Genomic DNA, 19737 nt, shown 5'->3' with positions numbered 1-19737 from the left:
GCCGCAATCACCAGGGCCCGGATCGCTGTCACCACCTGGGCGGGGCTGCGGATCAAACGACCTCATCCCCGACGCGCTGCGGCGTCGTTGCGCCGTGGGGTTCCGGCTGAGCCGTTGTGCCGCGGATGACCCGGGGGCAAAGCTGCTCCCATGGAGATGCACCAGGTTCGATACTTCCTCGCCGTGGCGGAGACGCACAGCTTCACCCGCGCCGCCGAGCGCTGCCGGGTGTCCCAACCCACGCTGACCGCCGCCATCAAGAAGCTGGAGAACGAGCTCGGGGGGCCGCTCCTGTTGCGCGAGCGGGGAGGCTCGAAGCTCACGCCCCTCGGGCGGATGATCCTGCCGCGCCTGCAGCGCATCGAGGAGGAGAGCCGGTGCATCTCCCTGGCGGCGGAGAACCACCGCCGGCTCAAGCAGGTCCCGCTGCGCGTGGGCGTGCTGAACACCATTGGCCCGGCTCGGCTCTCGGGACACCTGGCCGCATTTCGCGCCGAGGCGCCTGGCGTGGAGATTGAACTCCATGCCGGCTCTCGGGACGCCGTGCTCCAGCGGCTCGAGGAGGCAGAGATCGATCTCGCCATCACGAACGCCGCGCCTTCCGTCCCAGACTGGTGTGTCGTCTCCCCCCTCTATGAGGAGCGCTACGTCGTCCTCCTTCCCCCGGGGCACCGCCTCGAGGCGAAGGACACCGTCCGGCTGGCGGACCTCTCCAGCCAGCCCTACGTCGATCGGCTCTCGTGCGAGATGAGGGAACAGGTCTCGGCGCTCTGCGCGGTGCGCGAAGTCTCCCTCTACGCGAGCTATCGCACGGAGCGCGAGGACTGGGTGCAGAGCCTCGTCGCGGCCGGGGTGGGATTTGCCTTCCTTCCCGAGGACTCGCTCTTGCTGGGCATCCACTCCGCGCGCCCACTCGTCGAGCCCGAACTCCAGCGCACCGTCTCACTGGTCCGCTCGGGAGACAGGACGGCGCCCCCGGCGGCACGACTCTTCTGGCAGACCCTGCTCGCGCGAGCGGGCCGGCCTCGTGCGGCGAGAGCCTGAGCCCCCACCGCTTTGCCGCGAGCCGGTGCTGCCCGCCTCAAGGCTTGGACGCGAGCACGTCCACCTGCTCGATCCTGGGCGGGCTGGCGAGCAAGTCCGGACTCTTCGCCATCAGCGCAGCGGCCACCTGGCCACCGAGGTGCGCCTGACGCCCCTCCTCCCCTGAGAAGGTGTCGAAGATCCCGAATCGCGTGGGAGACAGGCGCAGCGCGTACCAGTGCGTGGTCGCCGGCTCTCCCCGAACGATGGGCAGGCCTCCCTCGAGGAACTGCTGCACCTCACCCTCCTTGCCAGGCCTGGCCTCCAGGATGACGGCGAGCGCCTTGTGCACCTGCGTGTCCGTCGTGCCGGGAGCCTTGGTGGCGAGCAAATCCACGGGCTCGATGTCGGGGGGCGTGGAGAAGAGCTCGGGAGCCTGCGCCATCAATGCCGCGGCCACCTGGCCCTTCAGGTGCGCCTGACGGCCCGCATCATCCGGAAAGGTGTCGAAGATGCCGAAGGAGGACGGACCGAAGCGCAGTGCGAACCACTGGGTGGTGGCCGGTTCGCCCTGGACGATGGGCAGGCCCCCTTCGAGGAACTTCTGCACATCGGCCTCCTTGCCTGGCTTCGCCTCGAGCCGGACCAGGAGCCCCACGCGCACATTCTCCGCGGCCTCACTGGAAGGCTTTCCCGAGCCGCTCGACGTGGAGGCACACCCCGAGCTGGCAAGCAGGGTGACCGAGGACAGCAGGACAAGGCTTCGCCGATTCAGGAAGAGGCTCATGGTGGGATCTCCAGACAGCGGGGTGTCATCACGGGGCGATGGCTCGCGGCACCGTGATGGTCCAGAGATATAGAGATCTCGCTGCGTTCGTTGTAGCCGCGCCCGGCGATGGATCGATAGCCAGCGTCTATGCCGGCCTCGTAAATGCCGGGGAATATCCTTCCGGTCCGCCGTACCTCCTTCGAGTTCCCCTCCAAGGAGAAGACATGAAGGTCCTGACTTGGGCATCCGCGCTGGCCCTGCTCGTTGCCACGGCGGCGAGCGGTGCCACCGTCACCACCGTAGCCACCGGCCTCGTCGGAGGCCACGGCAGCGCGTTCAACCCCGCCACCCAGGAGCTGTTCTTCACCGAGTACCTGTCGGACAAGCTGTCCCGCTTCGATGTGGCGACTGGCACCGTCACGACGATCCACACCGGCCTCGGAGAGCCGCTGGCCGTGGACATCCTCTATGTCTCCGGCACCTACTACCCCTACGTCGCCACCCGGGACGGCCGGGTTTTCAAGTGTGCTCCCCACTCATCGACCCATACCGAGGTGACCAACGGGCTCTCCACACCTCGACAGATGGTCATCGATTCCGCCAACGCCGTGGCATACATCTCCGATAGCGGCACCACGGGGATCTGGAAGGTGAACCTCTACGGCGGCCAGAAGACGCTCATCCCCACCGGCCTCACCAGCTTGATAGGGCTCGCCATGAGCGCGGACTTCCAGACCGCCTACCTCACCGACTCGAGCCGCCTGCTGAAGTTCGACCTCAAGACCCAGACACTCACCACGCTCGTCTCGCGCCTCAGGAGTCCGGCGGGCCTCGCCTGGGCCAATGACGCGAAGACCGCGCTCTACGTGGTCGAGGGCGACTCGACGACCAGCCGTGTCCGCCGCATCGATCTGGCCACCACGCCCGCGGGGAACACGCTGGTGGCCGACGTCCCGTCCCCTGCCTCGTCCGTGGTCCGCGCTCTCGATCCCGACATCCTGTACGAGGTGAGTGACGGCTCGGTGAACCAGATCCGCCTCTCGGGAGGGCTGCCGCTCGGCCCTGTCATCACCCGGGTGGGCCACATTCCCTCGACGACGATCGACGCGGCGACGGGCCTGGCGACAACGGATCCGGCGTACTACTTCTACGTGAAGAACGCCTCGTTCGGCGGCTCGCCGCACATCATGCTGAACTTCCCCGGCATCCGCGGCGTGGGCGGGGCCTACTACCGCGTCTTCGTCGACGGCAGCGCCACGCCCTCGAAAGCAATCTGGAACAACTACAAGTGGAACGGCTCCACCTTCGTCCTCACCCAGGTGGCCCCGGACGCCAATGGCTACTTCGCCGTGCCGACCGCTTCCGAGATCTGGGCGGTCCCGGACCTGGGCTTCATCTTGAACACCCAGCCGCTGCTCTCGAACGCGAAGCACACGGTCACCGTGAAGACGTACACCTCGGCGTACGCGCTCCTGGCGACCCAGAGACAGGTGAGCCTGCTCATCGACAACACCGGCCCGACGATGGAGATCAACCAGATCACCCACGATGGCCTGCCCCTGGATGAGTGCGGCCTGGTCACCAGCGGCTCGGCGAACCTGGGCTTCACCTTCGTCGCGTTCGATCCCCAAGGCCGGCTCTTCAACTACGCGCTCGTCGATCGCTGGGGCCACGGCAAGTCGGCGCTGATCACCTCGGACCAGTACCTCAACGTCCACGACTCGTCGACCACCTGGGCGGGCGTGAACCCCACCTCCGTGAACTACACGCTGAGCTGCACGAGTTGCTCGCACACGTTCACCCTGAGCGGGTACTCGAACACCACGGATGGCTTCGGGATGGTGCAGTTCTCGAGCGACAGCGAGTCCGTCGCCATCTACCTGCCCCTCGGCACCTGCTCGCTGTGAGCCAGCGGGCCGGCACCGCTCAGGGCCTGACTCTCAGGGAAGCGAGCCTGGGAGTCTTCCCCTACGCTGGCAACGAGTGCCTACTCGAAGAGGGCAGCGGTCTGCGGCTTCCCCTCGGCGAGCGCAACCTCACGCGGGGTTCCTCCCGGTGAGCTCGCGTTGCGGTCGGCGCCGGCATCCAGGAGCGCGCGGGCTGCCTCGACGTGCCCGAGTGCACAGGCGATGTGCAGCGCCGTGTGCCCGTGCTTCGTCCTCACCTCGAGCGGCAAGCCGCTGCTCAGCAGCCACGGCACGGCCTGCGCGTTGTTCACTTCGGCGGCGGCATGTAGCGCGGTGAATCCATCGGAGTTCGCTGCGGCAGCAAGCGCCGGGGCTGCTGCTCGCACCACCTCGAGCACCTCGAGCGGCGCCCGGTAGACCACCGCGATCATGAGCGAGGTGCCGCCTCGATCGTCGATGGATGTCGCCTTCGCCCCGAGCGAGAGCAGGCGTTCGAGCATCGCGCGATCTCCCCGCGCCACCGCCCAATGCAGTGCGGTGTACCCGTCGTGAGTGCCCTGAGCATCTACCGATTCACCCGCCTCCACCGCGCTCGATAGCGCCGCGAGGTCGCCTCGCTGCGCCGCGCGGATGAGCCGGCCGTCCGACCGAAGCGGGCGTGTCGCTGCGGGCGGAGCCCACGTGCGCGCGGCGCAGAAGATGACCTTCCCGAACCCGCTGAACGCCTGCAAGGGCATGTCCTGGAGGACCGAAGCACCCTGCTCGTCGACTGGGAACGGCAACTTCTCACCGAGCGCGTGGCAGCGAATGAGCCACTCGAATGTCTGCGACGGCTCCCCCAGCCGCAACATCGAGGACTCGACCAGGTGCAGCCGCTCGACTCGCAGCGACGCTCCCTCGTGTCTGGCCTCCGCGACCGCCTCGACTTCGCCTGTCCAGCTCCGCGCGGCGATGAGCTGGCCGTGCCTCCACGCAAGCACCCACTTCTGGTCCATCGACGGCGGCGCATACACGATGCCATCGGGCAGAATCGCAGCGGCCGGGAAGGTCAGCGCGCAGTCGATCGCTGGCGCTGCCATCGCCTTGCGGACATCGAGTTCGTCGCCCACCGACTGCATCCACGACACCGCACGCTGGGCGTTCGCCGGGTCTTGCGTCGTCGCCACATACTCCTGCGTCAGCATGAGGTTGAGCAACGGCACACCGAAGGGGTTGCCGGGATCGTCCGCGGCGAGCCACTTCGCGGGTTCGGGCATTCCGCTCTGCGGCACGGCTTTCTCGCGACTGAACCTGCGCTTCACCTTGTCCCACCAAGCCGGCATGGTGGCGGAGCATACCCAGCGAAAAGACCCGACGCACCCTCAGCCGCTCTCCTGGTCGCCTCGAGCCACCTGCTCATGAGCCTTCGCGAGTGACGCGTATCCCAACAATGCCGGCTCCCCATGCGGTACGCTTTGCGCCTCTCGCTGGGCTGCCCCCGTCATGCAAGTGCTCCCTCCGCTTCAGTCCATTCAGGCGCACAAGGGCGCTATCTGGTCCATCTGCGCATTTCCCTCGGGCCTTCTTGTGACCGCGGGCGGTGATGGGATGCTCAAATCGTGGAAGGTTGAGGCACGTACCGGCAGGTTCCTCTTGCTCGCCGAGGTCACCACTCCGCACTCAGAGGTATTGCTGGTCCGTCCAAGCCCCCGTGGCGTCCTGCTCTCCGCAGGCCACGAGGGAGGAATCGCTGTCTGGGAGATAGAGCCAGTCTCCGGCAAGCTGGAGCAGCGTCAGCAGCTCGAGCTCCCCGATGATCGCAACCACTACAATGATCGCATGCTCGAGACCCATTCGGGGTACCTCCTTGCATGGGCGAGCGGAACGGCGGGACGCCCTGCTCTCTCCCGATGGTCCGAAACGGAGCGAGGCTTCTTCTTCCTCCAGCAACTGCCCATCGAGCGTGCATCCACTTTCTTGGAGCTGCCGGACGGCTCGCTCCTGTCGGGCGACTCCACGGGTCAGATTTGCAGCTGGCGCCCAGACACGTCTTCCGAAGGCTGGGAAAAGACAGGAACCCTGCAGGCGCATGAGGGCCCGCTCTATGCTCTCGCCAACCTCCAGAACGGAGACCTGCTCTCAGCAGGCGGACATGAACCACAGCTCAAGGTCTGGAGAGCGCATCCCTTCGCAGAGAAGTGGGAGCTTGTTCAGGTTCTCAACGAGCATCACAGTCAGATCGTCGAGGTCATGAATGGTGGCCCCGAGGAGCTACTGTCGGCTGATCGGGGAGATCGGTCAGTGCTTGGATGGCGACGCCATCCAGAGGTGCTCGTGTGGATCATGGCGACGGACAAGTCAGTCCTTCTTCAGCGGCAAAACGGCCGTCTCCGCGGGTGCATCGATGGCGCTTTGCTCTTGGAAGACGATGGAGCATCCGCACTCAGCCTATGGCGCAAGTCCGAAGGAGCCTACAAGCGGACCCTGGTATTCAATGAGAACAGGCGCGGCAACTTGAGCGTCTTTGTCTCGCTACCTGAGGGAATGCTCATCACTGGTGGATGGGATGGACGCCTCATTTCCTGGAGGCTTGGGGCTGGAGCATTGACGCCATGATCTCACGTCGGGAACTCTTGGCGTGGGCCGGGCTGAGCACCACGAACCTGCTGGGCACGGGGTGTTATCCTGCCAAGACCCCGGGCATAGCACCTGCTCGATTCATGCACGGCCGCGACGAATCAGATGCGCCAGTTCCTGCTGCGTTCATTCTTTCCGTGGATTCCTCGGGCTTGATCCACGTGGCGACACGCCAAGGGCAAGGCCTCGGCGAGTTCAAATCCGACTCTGACAGTCAGTCTTTCAATCCAGCATCCCTCCTCTCTGACGTTCCTCCCCCATTACAGCCCATCGCCCGCCATCCCCTGCATCACGCTCAATCCCTGGATGATCCCTACGCTTTGGATCTGATTGTCACGCCCCACACTCATCCACGTCTCGGACTGCGCTCAGCGCCACAGGAGCGGCGACTCGAGTTGGCTTCGGATGCAAAATTCAAAATCCCCGGCTACTTCATCCGTCTCAGCTTTGAAAAGCACTACGTTGGGGGATGCGTCAAACGCGACTCGTGGCACGCGGGTGTGCTTCTTCGCGATCTGGTGAGCAATACCTTGCTTTTCGATCTTCATGTCGCGTTTTGGTGGGAGCAGTGGCGCCCGTGCTTCGCCATCTACGAAAGCGCGAACGGCTTCTGCAGGAATGCCTGCGATCAGCTGAGTTGGAAGGCCTTGATTGTCGTCATCTACGCAGCGCTCGCCGTGACACTGGTGGCCTGGGTCGCGGAGGCCATCGCGGCTGCGGTTGCGGCCGCTCTCCTCGGAATGGCATCTATTCTGAGCCCGTTCTGATCATCGCTCCCGTGAGCATCGACACGTGCCCTCGATAGGATCAAGCTGGGTCCCCGGCCAGAGAGAAACGCTGGGTGGAACCAGCGGGTGCACGACCTCTTACCAAGTCCAATGCTTCGGAAACTCCCGATCCAGCCAGGCTCTGACTGCTCCAGCGAATGCTCACCCCTCGTCCCACAGCTCCGAGCGTTGGAGAGCGCGATAGAAGTCACGTGGGTCCATGAGTGGAGGCAGCGTGGAGACACCGCCGTCCCCAAGCTCCACGACGACCCATTCGCCGGACTCGAGCATCGCGACATCAGCGGTGAAGAACGGTGAGTCCACTCGCCGGGCCAGGGAGGCGAAGCGCGAGAGGTCTGGCTTCAGCACCTCCACATCATCGTAGACCTCGGAGGCGATGAGACGCCCGCTGGCGAAGAACAGGCGGAACTCGTAGTGGAGCGGGCGCTCTTCGGACTGAGCGACGCGCCGAAGGGGCACGTAGGGGCGAATGACGAGCCCCCGCTCGAAGCGCTCGCCACGAGCCTCGATGAGGTTCTCGCAGGTCTCGAAGAACCGCTCCCGGGACGCACCCTGTGGCACGAAGCAGCAGGTGTGCCACCGCTCCTTCACCGACTTCACGTGGTCCTTGAGCAACCACGGTCCCTGCCCCAGCTCTCGCGCCGCCTCCCAGGCCTCGTCGAGGTCCGTCCCGAACGTCCAGCGCGCGGGCATGGTGAGATCCTCGATCTCGGGATGGTAGTTGGGCAGGTAGTGGACCGCCGCGTACTCGTCCGGAGAAACGAGGAGCGAGTGGCCCCGCTCCAACAATGCCTCGTGCAGTGCGGCGTACTCGTCCTCTGTGAGCATCCACCCGCGGTACAGGAGCTGACGGCCTCGGCGGGGAAGCTGCTCGAGCGCCCGCTCGAACTCTCCATCGACGACGTCCTCGAGGACGATGGCGTGCTGAGAAATGCCCAGCTCTTCGGAGGCTTCGGCCTCGAGATCCATCCTGTCCTCGGCGTCCTGGGGCGTCCTGGGGCGGCAAAAGAGAATCTCCGTTTGAGGCATCCGCGCGACCTCCACGAGAAAGGGGGGGCGCAGATATGGAGGATTGCGCCGTACCTCCGCAAGTCATCGACCATCCGTCGGCGAGAGGATTGCGCTCCTGGCCGGAATCATGAGACGAAGGGGCAACCTCGGCCGCAGCGAGCACGTACGGCTCCGTGATGCCATGAAAACGATCCCCGTCAGTGAAGTCGAACTCGCCGAGAGGCCACTCCCGGTCATCGACCGCGAGAAGGCGCTCAAGTCCCTCCTCCATGCTCCCGTGGAGCAGCTCTCGCCCGGCCGCGAACTGGTGCTCTGCCGCGACGTGCACCCGCTCGCCGACGCGGCCTACAGAGCCTTCTACGACCACCGTCCGTTGGTGCTCTCTCCTGACGCCGTCTGGTTCTGCCTCGTTCAGGGCCTTGCTCACCACATCTCGCTGAACGCCGAATCCCTGCGTGAGCGCTTCGTGCGCCATCAGGGCAAGGAGAAGCTCCTCGTCACCCGCGGCGACTTCGTGCTGGGCCAGCAGAATCCCTGGCCCGAGGTGTTCGCTGCATTCTCCGACCAGATCGCCGTCCGCTTGGGAAAGCTGCGCGATCTCGTGGTGGCCGACTTCTCCACCACCGGTCCCACCGAGCGGGCCTCCTTCGAGGTCGCCTTGATGGACGCATTCCAGCCGTACTTCGAGTACGAGATGTCCATCGGGTGCGGCATTCCGAGCATCACCCTCACGGGCACACCCGACGACTGGCGCTCGGTGCGCAGGAGAGCATCGATGCTCTCGGAGCTGGGCCTGGAGTGGTGGACCCCTTCGCTGTTGCCTGTGCTCGACCAGATCGTGCGCAGTGTCGAAGGCGAGCCCGAGCGCGCCTTCTGGCAGTCCTTCTTCCGCCACGAGAGCAGTTCCGGAGGCAATGAGCTCACCGGCTGGATTCAGCTCCTGTTTCCTTATCTCATCCAAATCGTCCGCGATGAGGAGCCAGACGACGCCTACGCGGAAATCCGCACGCTCAGCAACGAAGAGGAAAAGCGCTTCAGAGCTGAAGCCTCTCGCAAAGCCACCCGGAGGCCTGTCAGGAATTCCTACCTCGCCGACTGGCAGGCAGGCCTCAAGGCTGCTGAGGAACGCGACTGGCTCACCTGGAACAACAGCCAGGGTCCATCGATTTACCAATTGCCCAGCGGCACGGCGAGCGCCCCTGTGCTGCTCACAGACCTCCGCGATGGATCGAAGCACCCCCTGCGCTTCGTCGCCGGTCTCGTCGGGGTGAGCCAGGATACCGCAGGGGCACTGGCTCCCGAGTTCGGTTGGGCGATCGTCCACGAACCGAAGGAGTGATGATGAGGTAAGACTCGGCCCTCCCCATTCCCCCAGAGGTTTCTCAGATGACCGCCTCTTCGCCCCACCCCGCGCAGCTCCTCGTGGATCTCGGCTTCGGCTTCATCCTCTCGGGCGCGCTTGCCGCGGCGACCGAACTCGGCGTCGCCGATCGCCTGGTGCAGGGACCGAAGAGCCCTGCCCTCCTCGCGGAGGAACTCGGGGCCGATGCCGATGCGCTCTTCCGTGTGCTTCGCCTGCTCGCCAGTGCGGGAGTCTTCACCGAGGACTCCGAAGGACGCTTCAGCCTCACGCCCTCCTCGGAATTGCTGCGCTCCCAGGTACCAGGCTCCCTGCGCGATGCCGTGTTGATGCTCACCCAGAAAATCTTCTGGGCCCCGACGGGCGAGCTCGCGGAGACGGTCCGGACAGGAAGGACTCCGTTCGACCGCATCTTCGGCAAGCCGTTCTTCGACTACCTCGCCAGCAACGCCTCGGCCGGCGCCACCTTCCATCGCGGCATGTCCAGCCTCTCCGAACTGGAGAACGGCCCCATCGCGCGCAGCTACGACTTCACCCCATTCCAGACGCTCGTGGACGTGGGAGGAGGGCATGGCGGGTTCCTCATCCAGGCACTCCAGTCCACCCCGAAGCTCCGCGGAGTGCTCTTCGATCATGCACACGTGCTCGCGGAATCACGAATCACAAGCGCAGGACTCTCGGCTCGCTGCGAACACGTGACAGGGGACTTCTTCCAATCCGTGCCCGTGGGCGCAGATGCGTATGTCTTGAAACGCATCCTCCACGACTGGAGTGATGAGGTCTGCGTCAACATCCTGCGCAACTGCCGGAACGCCATGGCTGAGACGGGCCGCGTCCTCATCGTGGACACGGTCATCCCTCCAGGCGATGCACCTCATGGAGGCAAGGTGCTCGACGTGATGATGCTGGCTTCGCTGCCGGGACGTGAGCGCACCGAAGCGGAGTTCCACAAGCTCCTGGCCCAGGCAGGGCTGAGGCTCTCCCGAGTCATCCCCACCCCGACCGCCATGAGCATCACCGAAGCCGTCGCGGCGTGAGCCACTCTCTCCCTCTCAGGGGGCCGACGCCTCTTCCGAGAGGTAGAGCGCCCGGAAGCCACTGTCGTCCTCGCCAATGGCCCCTACCTCTCGGCCATCCGGTTCCAGCAGCCAGTACCAGTCATAGGAGCCTCCCCCCAGGAAGTACTTGTGAACCTGGACGATCAGGCGGCCCCGATGATCGCCCCGAGGAACGACCTCCAGTGTGTTGCCCGCGGCGATGAACTGGACCTTGCCGGTGGCGACGTCCACCTTGTGCACCGCGTTCGAGGTGGTCCAGGCAGCACTCAGGAAGAAGACCGTCTTCCCATCGGGCGCGAACTGCGGCGCCTGAAGCGCTCCCAGGAACTTCTTCGGATCGTCGCTCGCGGCTGACTGCACGAGCCGCCGTGGCTTGCCGCCTGCCGTGTCCATCCACCAGATCTCATTGGCATCGACCTCGCCCGAGGCGGACTCCAGCTTGCGGCCCGCGCCCTTGCGAACAAAGACGAGCGACTTGCCATCCGGAGACAGCGCCGGCTGCGAGTCCTGTCCCAAGGAGGTGAGCTGACGCTTCGCCCCGTTGGATTCCACCCACACGAGGTTGCCCTTCTCCTCGGTGACCGTGGGGCTGCGGGCCTGAGCGGACAACGCGAACAGGAAGACCAGGAGCAATGCAGTACAGGATGTTTTCATGCCGTCTCCTTCTATCTGTCTCCCTGCTCTCACCCGCTCCCTTCAACCCCGGGGATCAGGCCAGGCCGAACTGGTCGTCGTTGAACTGATCCACCTTCGACTTGCCCTTGTTCCAATCCACTTTGGCGAGCAGGTAGGCGTAGGTGGTGCCAGGAGAGAGCGTCACGGAGGTGGTTCCCGAAGTGGTCCCTCCTCCGCTGGCGGAGACCTGGAGCTTACCCCCGGTCTTGTTGAAGGTGAGATGCCCGGAGGTGGTGAAGGTATGCGCCATGGTGGCCTCCATGGCGACGAAGATCTGATGGGCCACGCGAGCGTCATTGCCATAGCGCTTCAGGTTGGCGAGCACATCCGGCAGGGCGTTGACAGCGGTGGCCAGATCACCCAGACGCATCTCGAACTTCACGAGCTTGAGCTTGCCTGTTTTCAAGTCGTTGAATGCGACATCGCCCGTGCCGGAGTAACCGCCCGCGACCGTGAGCCCCAGCTTGACATCCCCAGCGCTCGACTTGCTGAAGTCAATGTCCGCGGTCGTGACGGAGTTGACCACGAGCTTCGCAGCGGGGAGGTCGCTCTGGACCTGGAGGTAGTTCTGCCCGAACAGAGGCGTCTTCTTCTCTCCGTAGGCGCCGATGTAGACGGACTCGGAGCCTCCCCGAAAGTACTGTATGCCGTTGAAGGTGAGATGATTATTATGAACAACAACGGTGTAACCCATGGGCTGACCTCCCGCTGCGAATCCCCCCCGTCGCTCCATGCGAGTGAGGATTCATCGGTATACAGAGCGGGACTGACACTCCATGTATGTGCTTGAAAACAGGAGGTACTGGAGTGCGTTAGGGTAGAACAGGCTCCCCAAGGGAGGTCTGATGAAGGCTCTGATATGGCTGGCGGTGTTGATCGGCGCAGTGGTGGCGACCGTGCCCTGGATCAGCGCCACGATGGATGAGGCGGGTCTTCGCGAAGACGTGGTCGCCGCGCCCAACCTCTCCCGGCACGGCACTTCGCTCAAGGCCGGAACGATCGCCGGCTACCTGATGCAGGTGGCCAGGCAGCGAGGGATCAATCTCCAGCCGGAGAACCTGCGCATCGAGGTAAGCGCGGCGGAGGCCGGCGCCCTGGGCGGAATCCAGGTCGGTGGCCAACAGGTCGCCCAAGTCCAGAAGGTCCTCATCCACGTCGACTACCGGCATCCCCTCTACCTGGGCCTGTCCAAGCACATGGAGTTCACCCTCCACACCAGCGGAATCGGCAATGGAGGCGCCTCGACCTTCCCTGGGCCCGAGCAGGAGGAGGAAGTACAGCCACCCTCCGAGGCACCCACCCCGGAGGAGGTCCCTTCCCCAGAGTGAGCCGCAGCGGGAGTTCCACTCCAGGGGAGAGGAGGCGGCATTCGAACCCGCATCAAGGCGGAAGCAAAACCCCAAGCAGGTCGCGCTGTTACCGGCTAACCGCATCGCCACCATCAGCGCAGGCAGTGCCCCACCCTGCGCATCGAGGAACATCGCCCCCACGCCCTCAAGCGCTGGGCCTAGCGTCTCCGGCGCGTTGAGATCGCCGGCCGTCACCTCCACGCCCGCAGGCACGCTCAGCCTCGCGGGCTCGCGGGAGAGAGCGCGCACCTGCGCACCCAGGGCATGAAGGCCCTCCCCCACTTCACGACCTACGTTCCTGTCGCTCCCGTCACCAAGATCTTCTTCGTCGGCATCACGGCCTCCTCGCTGTTCACCAAGGGAACCATGCGGCCGGACCATCATTTGAGCGAATCATGGTTCATCATGGCTATCATCACGCCTATGAATCTCTCGGCCATCGATTTGAACCTCTTCGTGGTGCTGCACGCGGTGCTCGCCGAGCGCAGCGCCACCCGAGCCGCGGCCCGGCTGCACGTCACCCAGTCCGCAGTGTCCAACGCGCTGGCGCGGCCACGGCGAGTGCTGGGCGATCCCTTGGTGGTGCGCACCCGGCGCGGGCTCTCCCCCACGCCACGCGCGCTGGCCTTGCAGCCGCAGCTCGAGGCCGCGCTGGGGCTCTTGGAGGGCGTGACCCGCGAGGGCGCACGGTTTGATCTCCACACCGCGCGCCGCGAGTGGGTCATCCTCTCCCTCACGGGGTCGTCGCGGCCAGCCGACGCCCCAGCTCCGCCAGCTCGTCCGAGGCCAGATCCGAGACCAGGGCGTAGCCCAGACCGGAGCGCCTCCACATCAATACGTTGAACCCTCGGATCGTCACCACCTGGCTCTGCCCGAGGCCCGAAGCCGCCTCCGCCTGCCGAGGCCAGGACAGCCCCGAGTCCTGGAACACGAACAGGCTGATCTTGTGGAGCCGACGCTTGAAGACAAAGACCGCCGCCTTGCGGTCAATGAAGTAGCCCACTGCTCCACCCTCGAGCGGGAACTCCTCGTCCCCCATGAACCCAAGCACGGGGGCGAAGTCCAGGCGGCCCTCGAACCACGGCTTCACCTGGTGCATGCCCCCACTGGCGATCTCGACCGGGTGCTCGCTGAAGAGCAACCGCAGGTGGTCATTGACGGCCTCACGCTGGAGCTCATCGCCCGGCGAAGAGCCCGGCCCGCTCCCGCGCCAGCTCGTGAGCCCAAACATCAGCAGCATGCCCGCAGCGAGCCCGGCGAGGGCCGCCAGACCGAGGGGGCCTCGCCTGCGCGCAGGGCGCCGCCGGGGCTCGTCTCGCGCCGGGGAGCGCTCTGCCTCACCGGCGGCCAGGGCGCCCAGCCGCTCCCTCAGCGCAGAGGGCATCGGGTGTTTGGGCAAGCGGGAGGTGAGCAGCTCCGAGAGGGCCTGCTCCTCCGCCGAGGCCTGGCGACAGGCCGCGCACTCGGCCAGATGGGCCTCGAGCTGTGCCCGCTGGGCGGGCTCGAGCCTGCCGCGGTGAAGATCCATGAGGGACTCGCGCGCCTGGGTGCATTCCATGGGCTACCTCTCGTAGTCTCGTAGTTGCTCGCGCAAGGCCGCCCGCGCTCGGGAGAGCCTCGACTTCACCGTCCCTACGGCGCACGTCATGATCTCGGCGATCTCCGTCTCGGTGAAGCCCTCCAGATCCAGCAGGATGACCGAGCGAGCCTCCTCTCCGAGCGCCATCAGGGCCGCCTCGATCTCGCTCCCCACGATGTGGCGCAGGGGCTCAAGTCCCGGGTCACCCCGGAGCGGCGCCGGCTGAGGGGGCTCCGCGGGGAGTCCCTCTGGCAGCTCAGCGCCTCGCGCCTCATGGCGCTGCCTCCTCCAGAGATCAATGAACGCGTGCCGCAGGATGGTGAACATCCACGCCTTGAACTGAGTGCCAGGAGTGAAGCGCCCGGAGCCGGCGAGCGCGCGGGCAAAGCCCTCCTGGACGAGATCGGAGGCGTCGGCGTCGTTGCCCGTGAGGTAGCGAGCGAACTGGTACAGCGCGTCGGCGTGCGCCAACGCCTGCTCGGCGACCCTCTTGCGCCCGGTTCCGTCCGAAGCGTGCATCACGGCTGCATACCATTGAGTGCCTTCCTCGGCTCAACGGCGAGCCCTGGCGAATCGTTCCACTCCCATCACGAGAAAAAGAATGGAACGGTCCGGAGGGGTGCCACGTTAGGGCGGCGGAGGTCACACACACATGATGAACACCGTCCACCGCATCAAGAACTGGTTGTTTCGTCCCCCCCTCGGGGGTCACCGCGCCATCCTCCTCATCCGGCTCATGGTGGGAGGCGTCTTCCTCTCCGAGGGCATCCTCAAGTTCGTCTACACCAACCAAGGCGTAGGGCGCTTCACCAAGCTGGGCTTCCCCTTCCCCGAGGCCACGGCCACCTTCGTTGGAGGCTTCGAGATCATCGGCGGCGCGCTCCTGATCCTCGGGCTCTTGACACGGCCAGTGGCGCTGGCGTTCATCGCGGAGATGCTGGTGGCCATCCTCACCACGAAGGTGTCTCTGTACCTGGGGAACTCGCCCTTGCCCCTACCGCCCTCCCCTCCTCAGACGGGCTTCTGGGCGGTCATGCACGAGACACGCTCGGACTACGCGCAGTTGATGACCTCGATGTTCCTGACGATGGCAGGGCCGGGGCTCTGGTCCTTGGACGCCTGGCTCCGCTCCGCGCGCCGGGGCGTGCGCAGAGCCTCCGCAGCGCGCGCGCGCGGCGAGCCAGAACCTCGCCTCCCCAGTGGCCCCAGCGTCACAGGCCAGGCCTGAAGCTCCATCCCGTCAGGCATGTGGAGCCGTGTGTGGGGAGAGTGAGCGCGCCGCCTGAGGCGGGGAGGGTGTAGGAGCCGACGAAGGGGCGCAAGGCTGGACTGGATGGGGCTGGGTTGCAGCGTCACAGCTTTGCGCAGGAGATGTTCACGAGCCCTGGCTGTGGAGGCAGGCTACGGGCAGATGTCGTAGTCGCTCAGCATGTTGAGATGGCCCTCGGCATTGCCAGACAGGGACCGAGCATAGATACCGCCATCCCAGCTCCCATCGCTGAAGTCGAGGTGGGCATAGGGAGCAAGCACCGTTCCCCAGAACCCATAGCCGTGCGCGTGAATAGCCGTGGCATCCACGAAGTTATAGAGAATCCCGTGCTGGTCGATGCCTCCACCGAATGAGTGGCCAAAGCCGGTGAACAGGGCCTCGCTGCCGTGGATGTTGAGCACCACGAGAGAGCCCGCCGGAGCATTGATGGACAGCAGCTTGGCGCCGGAGAAGCGACTGGCGGCCACGTCGAAGACGTTCGCCTTGGAGGACGTGCCGCTCAGCATGATGCCGCCCCAGGGCTCGAACACGGTCGTCCCATTGGCCGTCAGCCCGTCCAGTCGAGCGGACAGGGCTCGCAGCGCGGCACCTCGGGCCGGAAAGTCGATGGGCATTCCTTGGGAGGCAGCGCCACGGGGGAAGATCACGGACGGGTCAGCGCTATAGCTGCCGCCGTGCCATGCATCGCCAAAGACAGCCCCTCGAGAGAGCTTCAGGTCACCGCCAGCCACCAGGACCCGAGCAGCGTCATCCACGGAAAGCCCCGAGCCCACCGCGAAGTCAGTCAGGGTGATGTTGCCGCCAGCGGCCACCTTGCCTGCCACGTCATGTCCGCCAGTGTAGTCACCGAGCAGGAAGAGGTTGTAATCGCTCAGACGGACTTCGAGGCAGGAGGGAGCGGAGGAGCAGGTGACGGTCGCCGCACAGGACGAGGAGAGTCCCGCGCGATCCGTGCACGTCAGCGTCACCTGGTGCGGCCCCTCTCCGTAGGAGCCTCCTGGAGTCTGAACACACGAGAGCGTGTCCCCTGTGTCAGGCTCGTACGAGCCATCATTGACGGGCGTCCCCTCGGCACTGCACAGCGCCAGCGGCAGCGTCACGTCCTTGCAGCGAGCCACCGGCGGCCGGTTGGCGCAGGAGGAATCCGCGCAGCTGGGACCATCCACGGGATCGTCCCAGACGGTCTGCTGATATCCGATGGACGGCTCAGGCATCCCCGCGCTGAAGGCGAAGACCTTGATGTCATTCACGCAGGCCTGAAGCGGGAAGGAGAAGGAGAAGGAGGGGTCGATTCCGCACTGGGTGCAGAGCGTGACTTCTTCGCCATCGTTCAGGGTGTACCAGACCCGATCCACTCCAGCCCCTGTGCTTTTCACGGTGCCCGTGACGCTCGCGGCGGCGGAGGGCGCGCATCCGGCGATGGGGTTGATCGACACCGTGAGCGGGGGGACGACCTTGAGCCGCTGACCGCACCCCAGGGTCAACGAGATGGGCGCAAAGCTTGCGGTGTTCTCCTGGCCCGAGTCGTTCACCATGGTCGCGCTCGGGGACAGCGTGAACGTCCCCTGCGGCAGGCTCATTCGCGTGGTGCCGCTGGGCTGCGCATAGGAGGGCTGGGAAGGATAGCCCAGGACGGCGGGCATCCCCTGGAACTCACCGGCCGCCTTGTAGCTGGCCGAGTGACCCAGCCAGTCCGTGCCCGTGAAGTTACCCTGCACCGTCGTGCGCGGGTTGTAGAAGCGCCCGAGCGACGTCCAGTATTTGATCTCGAGCTCGTTGAAGCAATATTGATGATCCACCCGGTAGCGCTCCAAGGGCCCCAGGAGCTTGATGTTCTGAGCCTGGCTCAGCTGCAGGGTTCCACTCACGAAGCGAGCCGGGTCATACATCCCCGGGCGCGTCTTGAAGGCACTGGCGACCAGGGGCTCGGACCACAGCCGCAGTTGAAGAAAGTCCTGGATCCAGCCCCGGGGAACGTCATAGGGACTAGCGAGCACCAGCTCATAGTCCGTCGAGAGCTCTCCGAGCTCCGGAGCGTATCTCTTCAGGAGCCCGACAGCGCTCTTCCCGTAGTCACGCTCCGACGCGGCGCTGATGCAGGTCCCATTGGCAATGGCGAGATCGGGAGCTCCGTCGGCATTCGCGTCCTGATCAGAGGCGAAGAGCAGGGACGCCAGAGAGCTCTGTGCGCCGGGATGGAGGGCGACATACGGATCAGCGAGGCGGACCTTGCCGTGGAAGTAGGACGGCCGCATGACAAAGGGATGCCGGACCCCTCCATTGATCTCCTGGGTGACGACCGTGGTCTGATCAGACACAATCACGGCCTTACCCCAGAGATAGGGAGATGTCAGATCGGTGAGCTCCCGACCCGAGCGAAGGTTGGCCGCGATGTTCAAGCTGTATTCGAATTGATATCCTCCTGTTCTGCTCGCAGGGAGGTTCGAGACCTTCCACCATGTGCTCGGGCTGTTCTCTGGAGAAGAAGGAGCGCGGGTCAGGCTGGACCAGGTTCTCCCCTCAGGCCCACCGAAGGCCCAGACCCTTCCAGACAAGGAGGCCGGCTCTCCCAGGATCTCCCAAGGACCCGCGACAGCGCCATACCCCGAGGGGGGCGGCGGCTGCGGGGTGGGCAGACACACCGAGACGATCTCATCGCAGCCCGCGCTCACCGAGACTTGCTGGGAGCCCGAGACCGTGCCCGAGCTCGTCGCGACGCCATAGTTGACGGTGACAGTCTCGTGGAAGCCTGCGGGGACGTAGCCGATATAGCGGTCCTGGCTGGTGTAGACGTCGAAGGCGCCACTTGTGGACAAGCCCGTCAGCCTCGCCGGAGTGGTGCAGGTCGCATCCGTTCCGGCCTGGAACTGAACGACACCAATGCATCTCTCCATCGTGACTTCGGTAGGCTGGGGTTGGAGCTCCGGCCGCTTGACCACCGCGTCCCGGTAGATCGGAAACAGGTTGCTCTGGAAGCTCGTGCTCCCTCGATAGGCCTTGATGTCGTAGGCCACTCCGTCATCCCCTCCCGCCCCTGCCTCCACGAGCATCTCGAAGGAGAACTCGCCGGGGCTGGTGAAGGTGACGTCGGAGCTGGACGCGACATAGCCTGTCGGGCGAGTGCTCTGAAGGGAGACAGAACCGGAGTGCCACGGATCCCCCGCCAGGAGGGTGGCAATCAGGGGGTTCTGATTGGTCAACCGGACCGTCCCCCGGATGAGGTTCGTGCTCAGCTGGACACCCCCTCCGTCGAGCGCCATGAAGGAAGGAGTGTGTCCCTCATCCACGAGACGGGACCCGGCTGCCGTCTGCCTTTCCGTCACCGGCTCTTCGCGCGTGCCTTCACAGGCGAGAGAGCAGACAGCAACAGCGAGCAGGCTCCACGAGAGGCAGGCACGTTTCATGATCTTCCCTGGAAGAAGTCACTGGCAGAGGTCCAGGGAAGAGCAGAGTACGGAAGGAGAGGATAGGCAAAATATCCTCCTCCAGAGGCAGGCTTCAGGGTGTTGGCGGACGTGAAGGGAGCAGGAGGGGTGAGAGCGATTGCGGAGCACTTGGGCGTGTCACTCAGGCCGGGGGGCACCGTGTTTGCCCCGGGGGCGCTCTGCCCCGGCTCCACCTCGGCAAACCCCATCAGTTCATGGGGGCCGCTGCCGAGAATCAGGCACATGCGCAACAGCGTTCATGCGTAAGAAGTTCTCGGGTGCGCGAGCACGGAAGGAAGCCCCCACACGGGCGACCCTCCTCAAGCGCAAGGGCCCCGGTGGGGTGAAGTTGCTCTCACGCAAGTCCATCAACAGCGTCCTGACCGTGCTGCACAAGTTGCTGTCACTGGCCCAGGAACAGGGCGTGCTCCAACACGTCCCGCGCGTCAAACTGTTCAAGAGGACAAGCCCGCCTTTGACTTCCTCTCCTTCGAGGAAGCCGAGCGCCTGATCAACGCCGCTGAGCCTGAGTGGCGGACGTTGATCCTCGTGGCGCTCAGGACGGGGCTGCGGCTTGGGGAGCTGATCGGACTCCGTGGAGGCACTCAAGGGACACCGCCACCTGTGCGGCGTTTACGTGTTCTGCCTGCCGGACGGTCGCCCGCTCACCGCTGGGATGACCAAGTTCCCGCTCCTGCGGGCGCTGCGTAGGGCTGGAGTCAGCCGCCCGGAGGATTTCATCGTCTGGCACGACCTACGGCACACCTAGCGATGCGGGGCGTTGCTCTCAAGGTCATAAAAACCCAGCAACCCGTTAAGATTGCTGGGCTTCTCGGGATGGAGGCGGCGGGAATCGAGCCCGCCGCCCTGTGCCATCTCCTGGCCCGCGCAGCTCAGTGACGGAGTC

Annotated in this window: 17 protein-coding genes and 2 pseudogenes; 10 read left to right on the top strand and 9 right to left on the bottom strand. The window is 65.2% G+C overall.

The genetic code is table 11. The features are described from left to right. The first annotated feature begins 156 nt into the window (after positions 1 to 156). Positions 157 to 1044: a LysR family transcriptional regulator gene (locus KY501_RS41745; RefSeq protein ID WP_224369591.1), complete on the top strand. Its 888-nt coding sequence runs from the start codon at positions 157 to 159 to the stop codon at positions 1042 to 1044. Positions 1045 to 1081: 37 nt separating this feature from the next. Here the strand turns inward: KY501_RS41745 and KY501_RS54585 are convergent, their stop codons facing one another. Further along, positions 1082 to 1810 (bottom strand): putative quinol monooxygenase, encoded by a 729-nt coding sequence (locus KY501_RS54585; protein WP_224369589.1) that lies wholly within the window; start codon positions 1808 to 1810, stop codon positions 1082 to 1084. Between the two features lie 206 nt (positions 1811 to 2016). Between KY501_RS54585 and KY501_RS41735 the strand changes: the two genes are divergently transcribed. Next, a complete protein-coding gene (locus KY501_RS41735) occupies positions 2017 to 3699 on the top strand; it encodes an NHL repeat-containing protein (RefSeq protein ID WP_224369587.1) in 1683 nt (560 codons plus the stop codon). Between the two features lie 80 nt (positions 3700 to 3779). Here KY501_RS41735 and KY501_RS41730 read toward each other — a convergent pair whose 3' ends face one another. Further along, the gene (locus KY501_RS41730) at positions 3780 to 4955 is read right to left on the bottom strand and encodes an ankyrin repeat domain-containing protein (RefSeq protein ID WP_224369585.1); all 1176 of its coding nucleotides are present in this window, start codon (positions 4953 to 4955) and stop codon (positions 3780 to 3782) included. Positions 4956 to 5181: 226 nt separating this feature from the next. Here KY501_RS41730 and KY501_RS41725 point away from each other — a divergent pair, with 226 nt between their 5' ends. Together KY501_RS41725 and KY501_RS41720 are read left to right on the top strand one after the other, a co-directional pair. Beyond that, the gene (locus KY501_RS41725) at positions 5182 to 6294 is read left to right on the top strand and encodes a WD40 repeat domain-containing protein (RefSeq protein ID WP_224369584.1); all 1113 of its coding nucleotides are present in this window, start codon (positions 5182 to 5184) and stop codon (positions 6292 to 6294) included. Further along, positions 6291 to 7082, top strand: coding sequence for a hypothetical protein (locus KY501_RS41720; RefSeq protein ID WP_224369582.1), 792 nt, complete (start codon positions 6291 to 6293; stop codon positions 7080 to 7082). Before KY501_RS41725 ends, KY501_RS41720 begins: the two co-directional genes overlap by 4 nt. A 162-nt stretch (positions 7083 to 7244) precedes the next feature. Here the strand turns inward: KY501_RS41720 and KY501_RS41715 are convergent, their stop codons facing one another. After that, the gene (locus KY501_RS41715) at positions 7245 to 8132 is read right to left on the bottom strand and encodes an ATP-grasp domain-containing protein (RefSeq protein WP_224369580.1); all 888 of its coding nucleotides are present in this window, start codon (positions 8130 to 8132) and stop codon (positions 7245 to 7247) included. Positions 8133 to 8295: 163 nt separating this feature from the next. Here KY501_RS41715 and KY501_RS41710 point away from each other — a divergent pair, with 163 nt between their 5' ends. Together KY501_RS41710 and KY501_RS41705 are read left to right on the top strand one after the other, a co-directional pair. Beyond that, positions 8296 to 9453 (top strand): DUF4419 domain-containing protein, encoded by a 1158-nt coding sequence (locus KY501_RS41710; protein ID WP_224369578.1) that lies wholly within the window; start codon positions 8296 to 8298, stop codon positions 9451 to 9453. 47 nt (positions 9454 to 9500) lie between these two features. Continuing rightward, positions 9501 to 10511, top strand: coding sequence for a methyltransferase (locus tag KY501_RS41705; RefSeq protein ID WP_224369576.1), 1011 nt, complete (start codon positions 9501 to 9503; stop codon positions 10509 to 10511). Positions 10512 to 10526: 15 nt separating this feature from the next. Here KY501_RS41705 and KY501_RS41700 read toward each other — a convergent pair whose 3' ends face one another. After that, on the bottom strand, positions 10527 to 11186 hold the full coding sequence (locus tag KY501_RS41700) for a TolB family protein (protein WP_224369574.1): 660 nt from the start codon (positions 11184 to 11186) through the stop codon (positions 10527 to 10529). Positions 11187 to 11241: 55 nt separating this feature from the next. Continuing rightward, positions 11242 to 11901, bottom strand: a complete 660-nt coding sequence (locus tag KY501_RS41695) for a hypothetical protein (protein WP_224369572.1) — start codon at positions 11899 to 11901, stop codon at positions 11242 to 11244. Between the two features lie 151 nt (positions 11902 to 12052). On the opposite strand from KY501_RS41695, the gene KY501_RS41690 reads away from it, so the two are divergent. Beyond that, on the top strand, positions 12053 to 12535 hold the full coding sequence (locus KY501_RS41690; protein WP_224369709.1) for a hypothetical protein: 483 nt from the start codon (positions 12053 to 12055) through the stop codon (positions 12533 to 12535). Between the two features lie 186 nt (positions 12536 to 12721). Here the strand turns inward: KY501_RS41690 and KY501_RS54440 are convergent. Next, positions 12722 to 12805 (bottom strand): annotated as a pseudogene (locus KY501_RS54440) (hypothetical protein); the annotation flags it as partial. Positions 12806 to 12820: 15 nt separating this feature from the next. Between KY501_RS54440 and KY501_RS41680 the strand changes: the two are divergent. Continuing rightward, the gene (locus tag KY501_RS41680; protein ID WP_224369569.1) at positions 12821 to 13399 is read left to right on the top strand and encodes a LysR family transcriptional regulator; all 579 of its coding nucleotides are present in this window, start codon (positions 12821 to 12823) and stop codon (positions 13397 to 13399) included. Here KY501_RS41680 and KY501_RS41675 read toward each other — a convergent pair. Both KY501_RS41675 and KY501_RS41670 read right to left on the bottom strand, forming a co-directional pair. Then, positions 13290 to 14114: an anti-sigma factor family protein gene (locus KY501_RS41675; RefSeq protein ID WP_224369567.1), complete on the bottom strand. Its 825-nt coding sequence runs from the start codon at positions 14112 to 14114 to the stop codon at positions 13290 to 13292. The two genes, KY501_RS41680 and KY501_RS41675, sit on opposite strands and share 110 nt — an antisense overlap. Positions 14115 to 14117: 3 nt before the next feature. Next, a complete protein-coding gene (locus tag KY501_RS41670; RefSeq protein ID WP_224369565.1) occupies positions 14118 to 14654 on the bottom strand; it encodes a sigma-70 family RNA polymerase sigma factor in 537 nt (178 codons plus the stop codon). A 133-nt stretch (positions 14655 to 14787) separates the two neighbouring features. Here KY501_RS41670 and KY501_RS41665 point away from each other — a divergent pair, with 133 nt between their 5' ends. Beyond that, positions 14788 to 15363, top strand: coding sequence for a DoxX family protein (locus KY501_RS41665; RefSeq protein ID WP_224369563.1), 576 nt, complete (start codon positions 14788 to 14790; stop codon positions 15361 to 15363). Between the two features lie 173 nt (positions 15364 to 15536). Here the strand turns inward: KY501_RS41665 and KY501_RS41660 are convergent, their stop codons facing one another. After that, complete coding sequence (locus KY501_RS41660) at positions 15537 to 18809, bottom strand: choice-of-anchor A family protein (protein WP_224369561.1); 3273 nt, start codon at positions 18807 to 18809, stop codon at positions 15537 to 15539. A gap of 274 nt (positions 18810 to 19083) precedes the next feature. Here KY501_RS41660 and KY501_RS41655 point away from each other — a divergent pair. Continuing rightward, positions 19084 to 19631: pseudogene (locus KY501_RS41655) on the top strand (tyrosine-type recombinase/integrase); the annotation flags it as partial. Between the last annotated feature and the right edge of the window lie 106 nt (positions 19632 to 19737).

Origin of the sequence: Hyalangium versicolor, from assembly GCF_020103695.1 — a bacterium.
Lineage (GTDB): Bacteria > Myxococcota > Myxococcia > Myxococcales > Myxococcaceae > Hyalangium > Hyalangium versicolor.
Note: the sequence above shows the minus strand (reverse complement) of the source record. Positions and strands in the feature narration are given on the sequence as shown.

Coding starts and splice junctions, on each gene's coding strand:
- KY501_RS41745 (WP_224369591.1), top strand. CDS start 157: ATGCACCAGGTTCGATACTTCCTCGCCGTGGCGGAGACGCACAGCTTC.
- KY501_RS54585 (WP_224369589.1), bottom strand. CDS start 1,810: ATGAGCCTCTTCCTGAATCGGCGAAGCCTTGTCCTGCTGTCCTCGGTC.
- KY501_RS41735 (WP_224369587.1), top strand. CDS start 2,017: ATGAAGGTCCTGACTTGGGCATCCGCGCTGGCCCTGCTCGTTGCCACG.
- KY501_RS41730 (WP_224369585.1), bottom strand. CDS start 4,955: ATGCCCGAACCCGCGAAGTGGCTCGCCGCGGACGATCCCGGCAACCCC.
- KY501_RS41725 (WP_224369584.1), top strand. CDS start 5,182: ATGCAAGTGCTCCCTCCGCTTCAGTCCATTCAGGCGCACAAGGGCGCT.
- KY501_RS41720 (WP_224369582.1), top strand. CDS start 6,291: ATGATCTCACGTCGGGAACTCTTGGCGTGGGCCGGGCTGAGCACCACG.
- KY501_RS41715 (WP_224369580.1), bottom strand. CDS start 8,132: ATGCCTCAAACGGAGATTCTCTTTTGCCGCCCCAGGACGCCCCAGGAC.
- KY501_RS41710 (WP_224369578.1), top strand. CDS start 8,296: ATGAAAACGATCCCCGTCAGTGAAGTCGAACTCGCCGAGAGGCCACTC.
- KY501_RS41705 (WP_224369576.1), top strand. CDS start 9,501: ATGACCGCCTCTTCGCCCCACCCCGCGCAGCTCCTCGTGGATCTCGGC.
- KY501_RS41700 (WP_224369574.1), bottom strand. CDS start 11,186: ATGAAAACATCCTGTACTGCATTGCTCCTGGTCTTCCTGTTCGCGTTG.
- KY501_RS41695 (WP_224369572.1), bottom strand. CDS start 11,901: ATGGGTTACACCGTTGTTGTTCATAATAATCATCTCACCTTCAACGGC.
- KY501_RS41690 (WP_224369709.1), top strand. CDS start 12,053: ATGAAGGCTCTGATATGGCTGGCGGTGTTGATCGGCGCAGTGGTGGCG.
- KY501_RS41680 (WP_224369569.1), top strand. CDS start 12,821: ATGAAGGCCCTCCCCCACTTCACGACCTACGTTCCTGTCGCTCCCGTC.
- KY501_RS41675 (WP_224369567.1), bottom strand. CDS start 14,114: ATGGAATGCACCCAGGCGCGCGAGTCCCTCATGGATCTTCACCGCGGC.
- KY501_RS41670 (WP_224369565.1), bottom strand. CDS start 14,654: ATGCACGCTTCGGACGGAACCGGGCGCAAGAGGGTCGCCGAGCAGGCG.
- KY501_RS41665 (WP_224369563.1), top strand. CDS start 14,788: ATGATGAACACCGTCCACCGCATCAAGAACTGGTTGTTTCGTCCCCCC.
- KY501_RS41660 (WP_224369561.1), bottom strand. CDS start 18,809: ATGAAACGTGCCTGCCTCTCGTGGAGCCTGCTCGCTGTTGCTGTCTGC.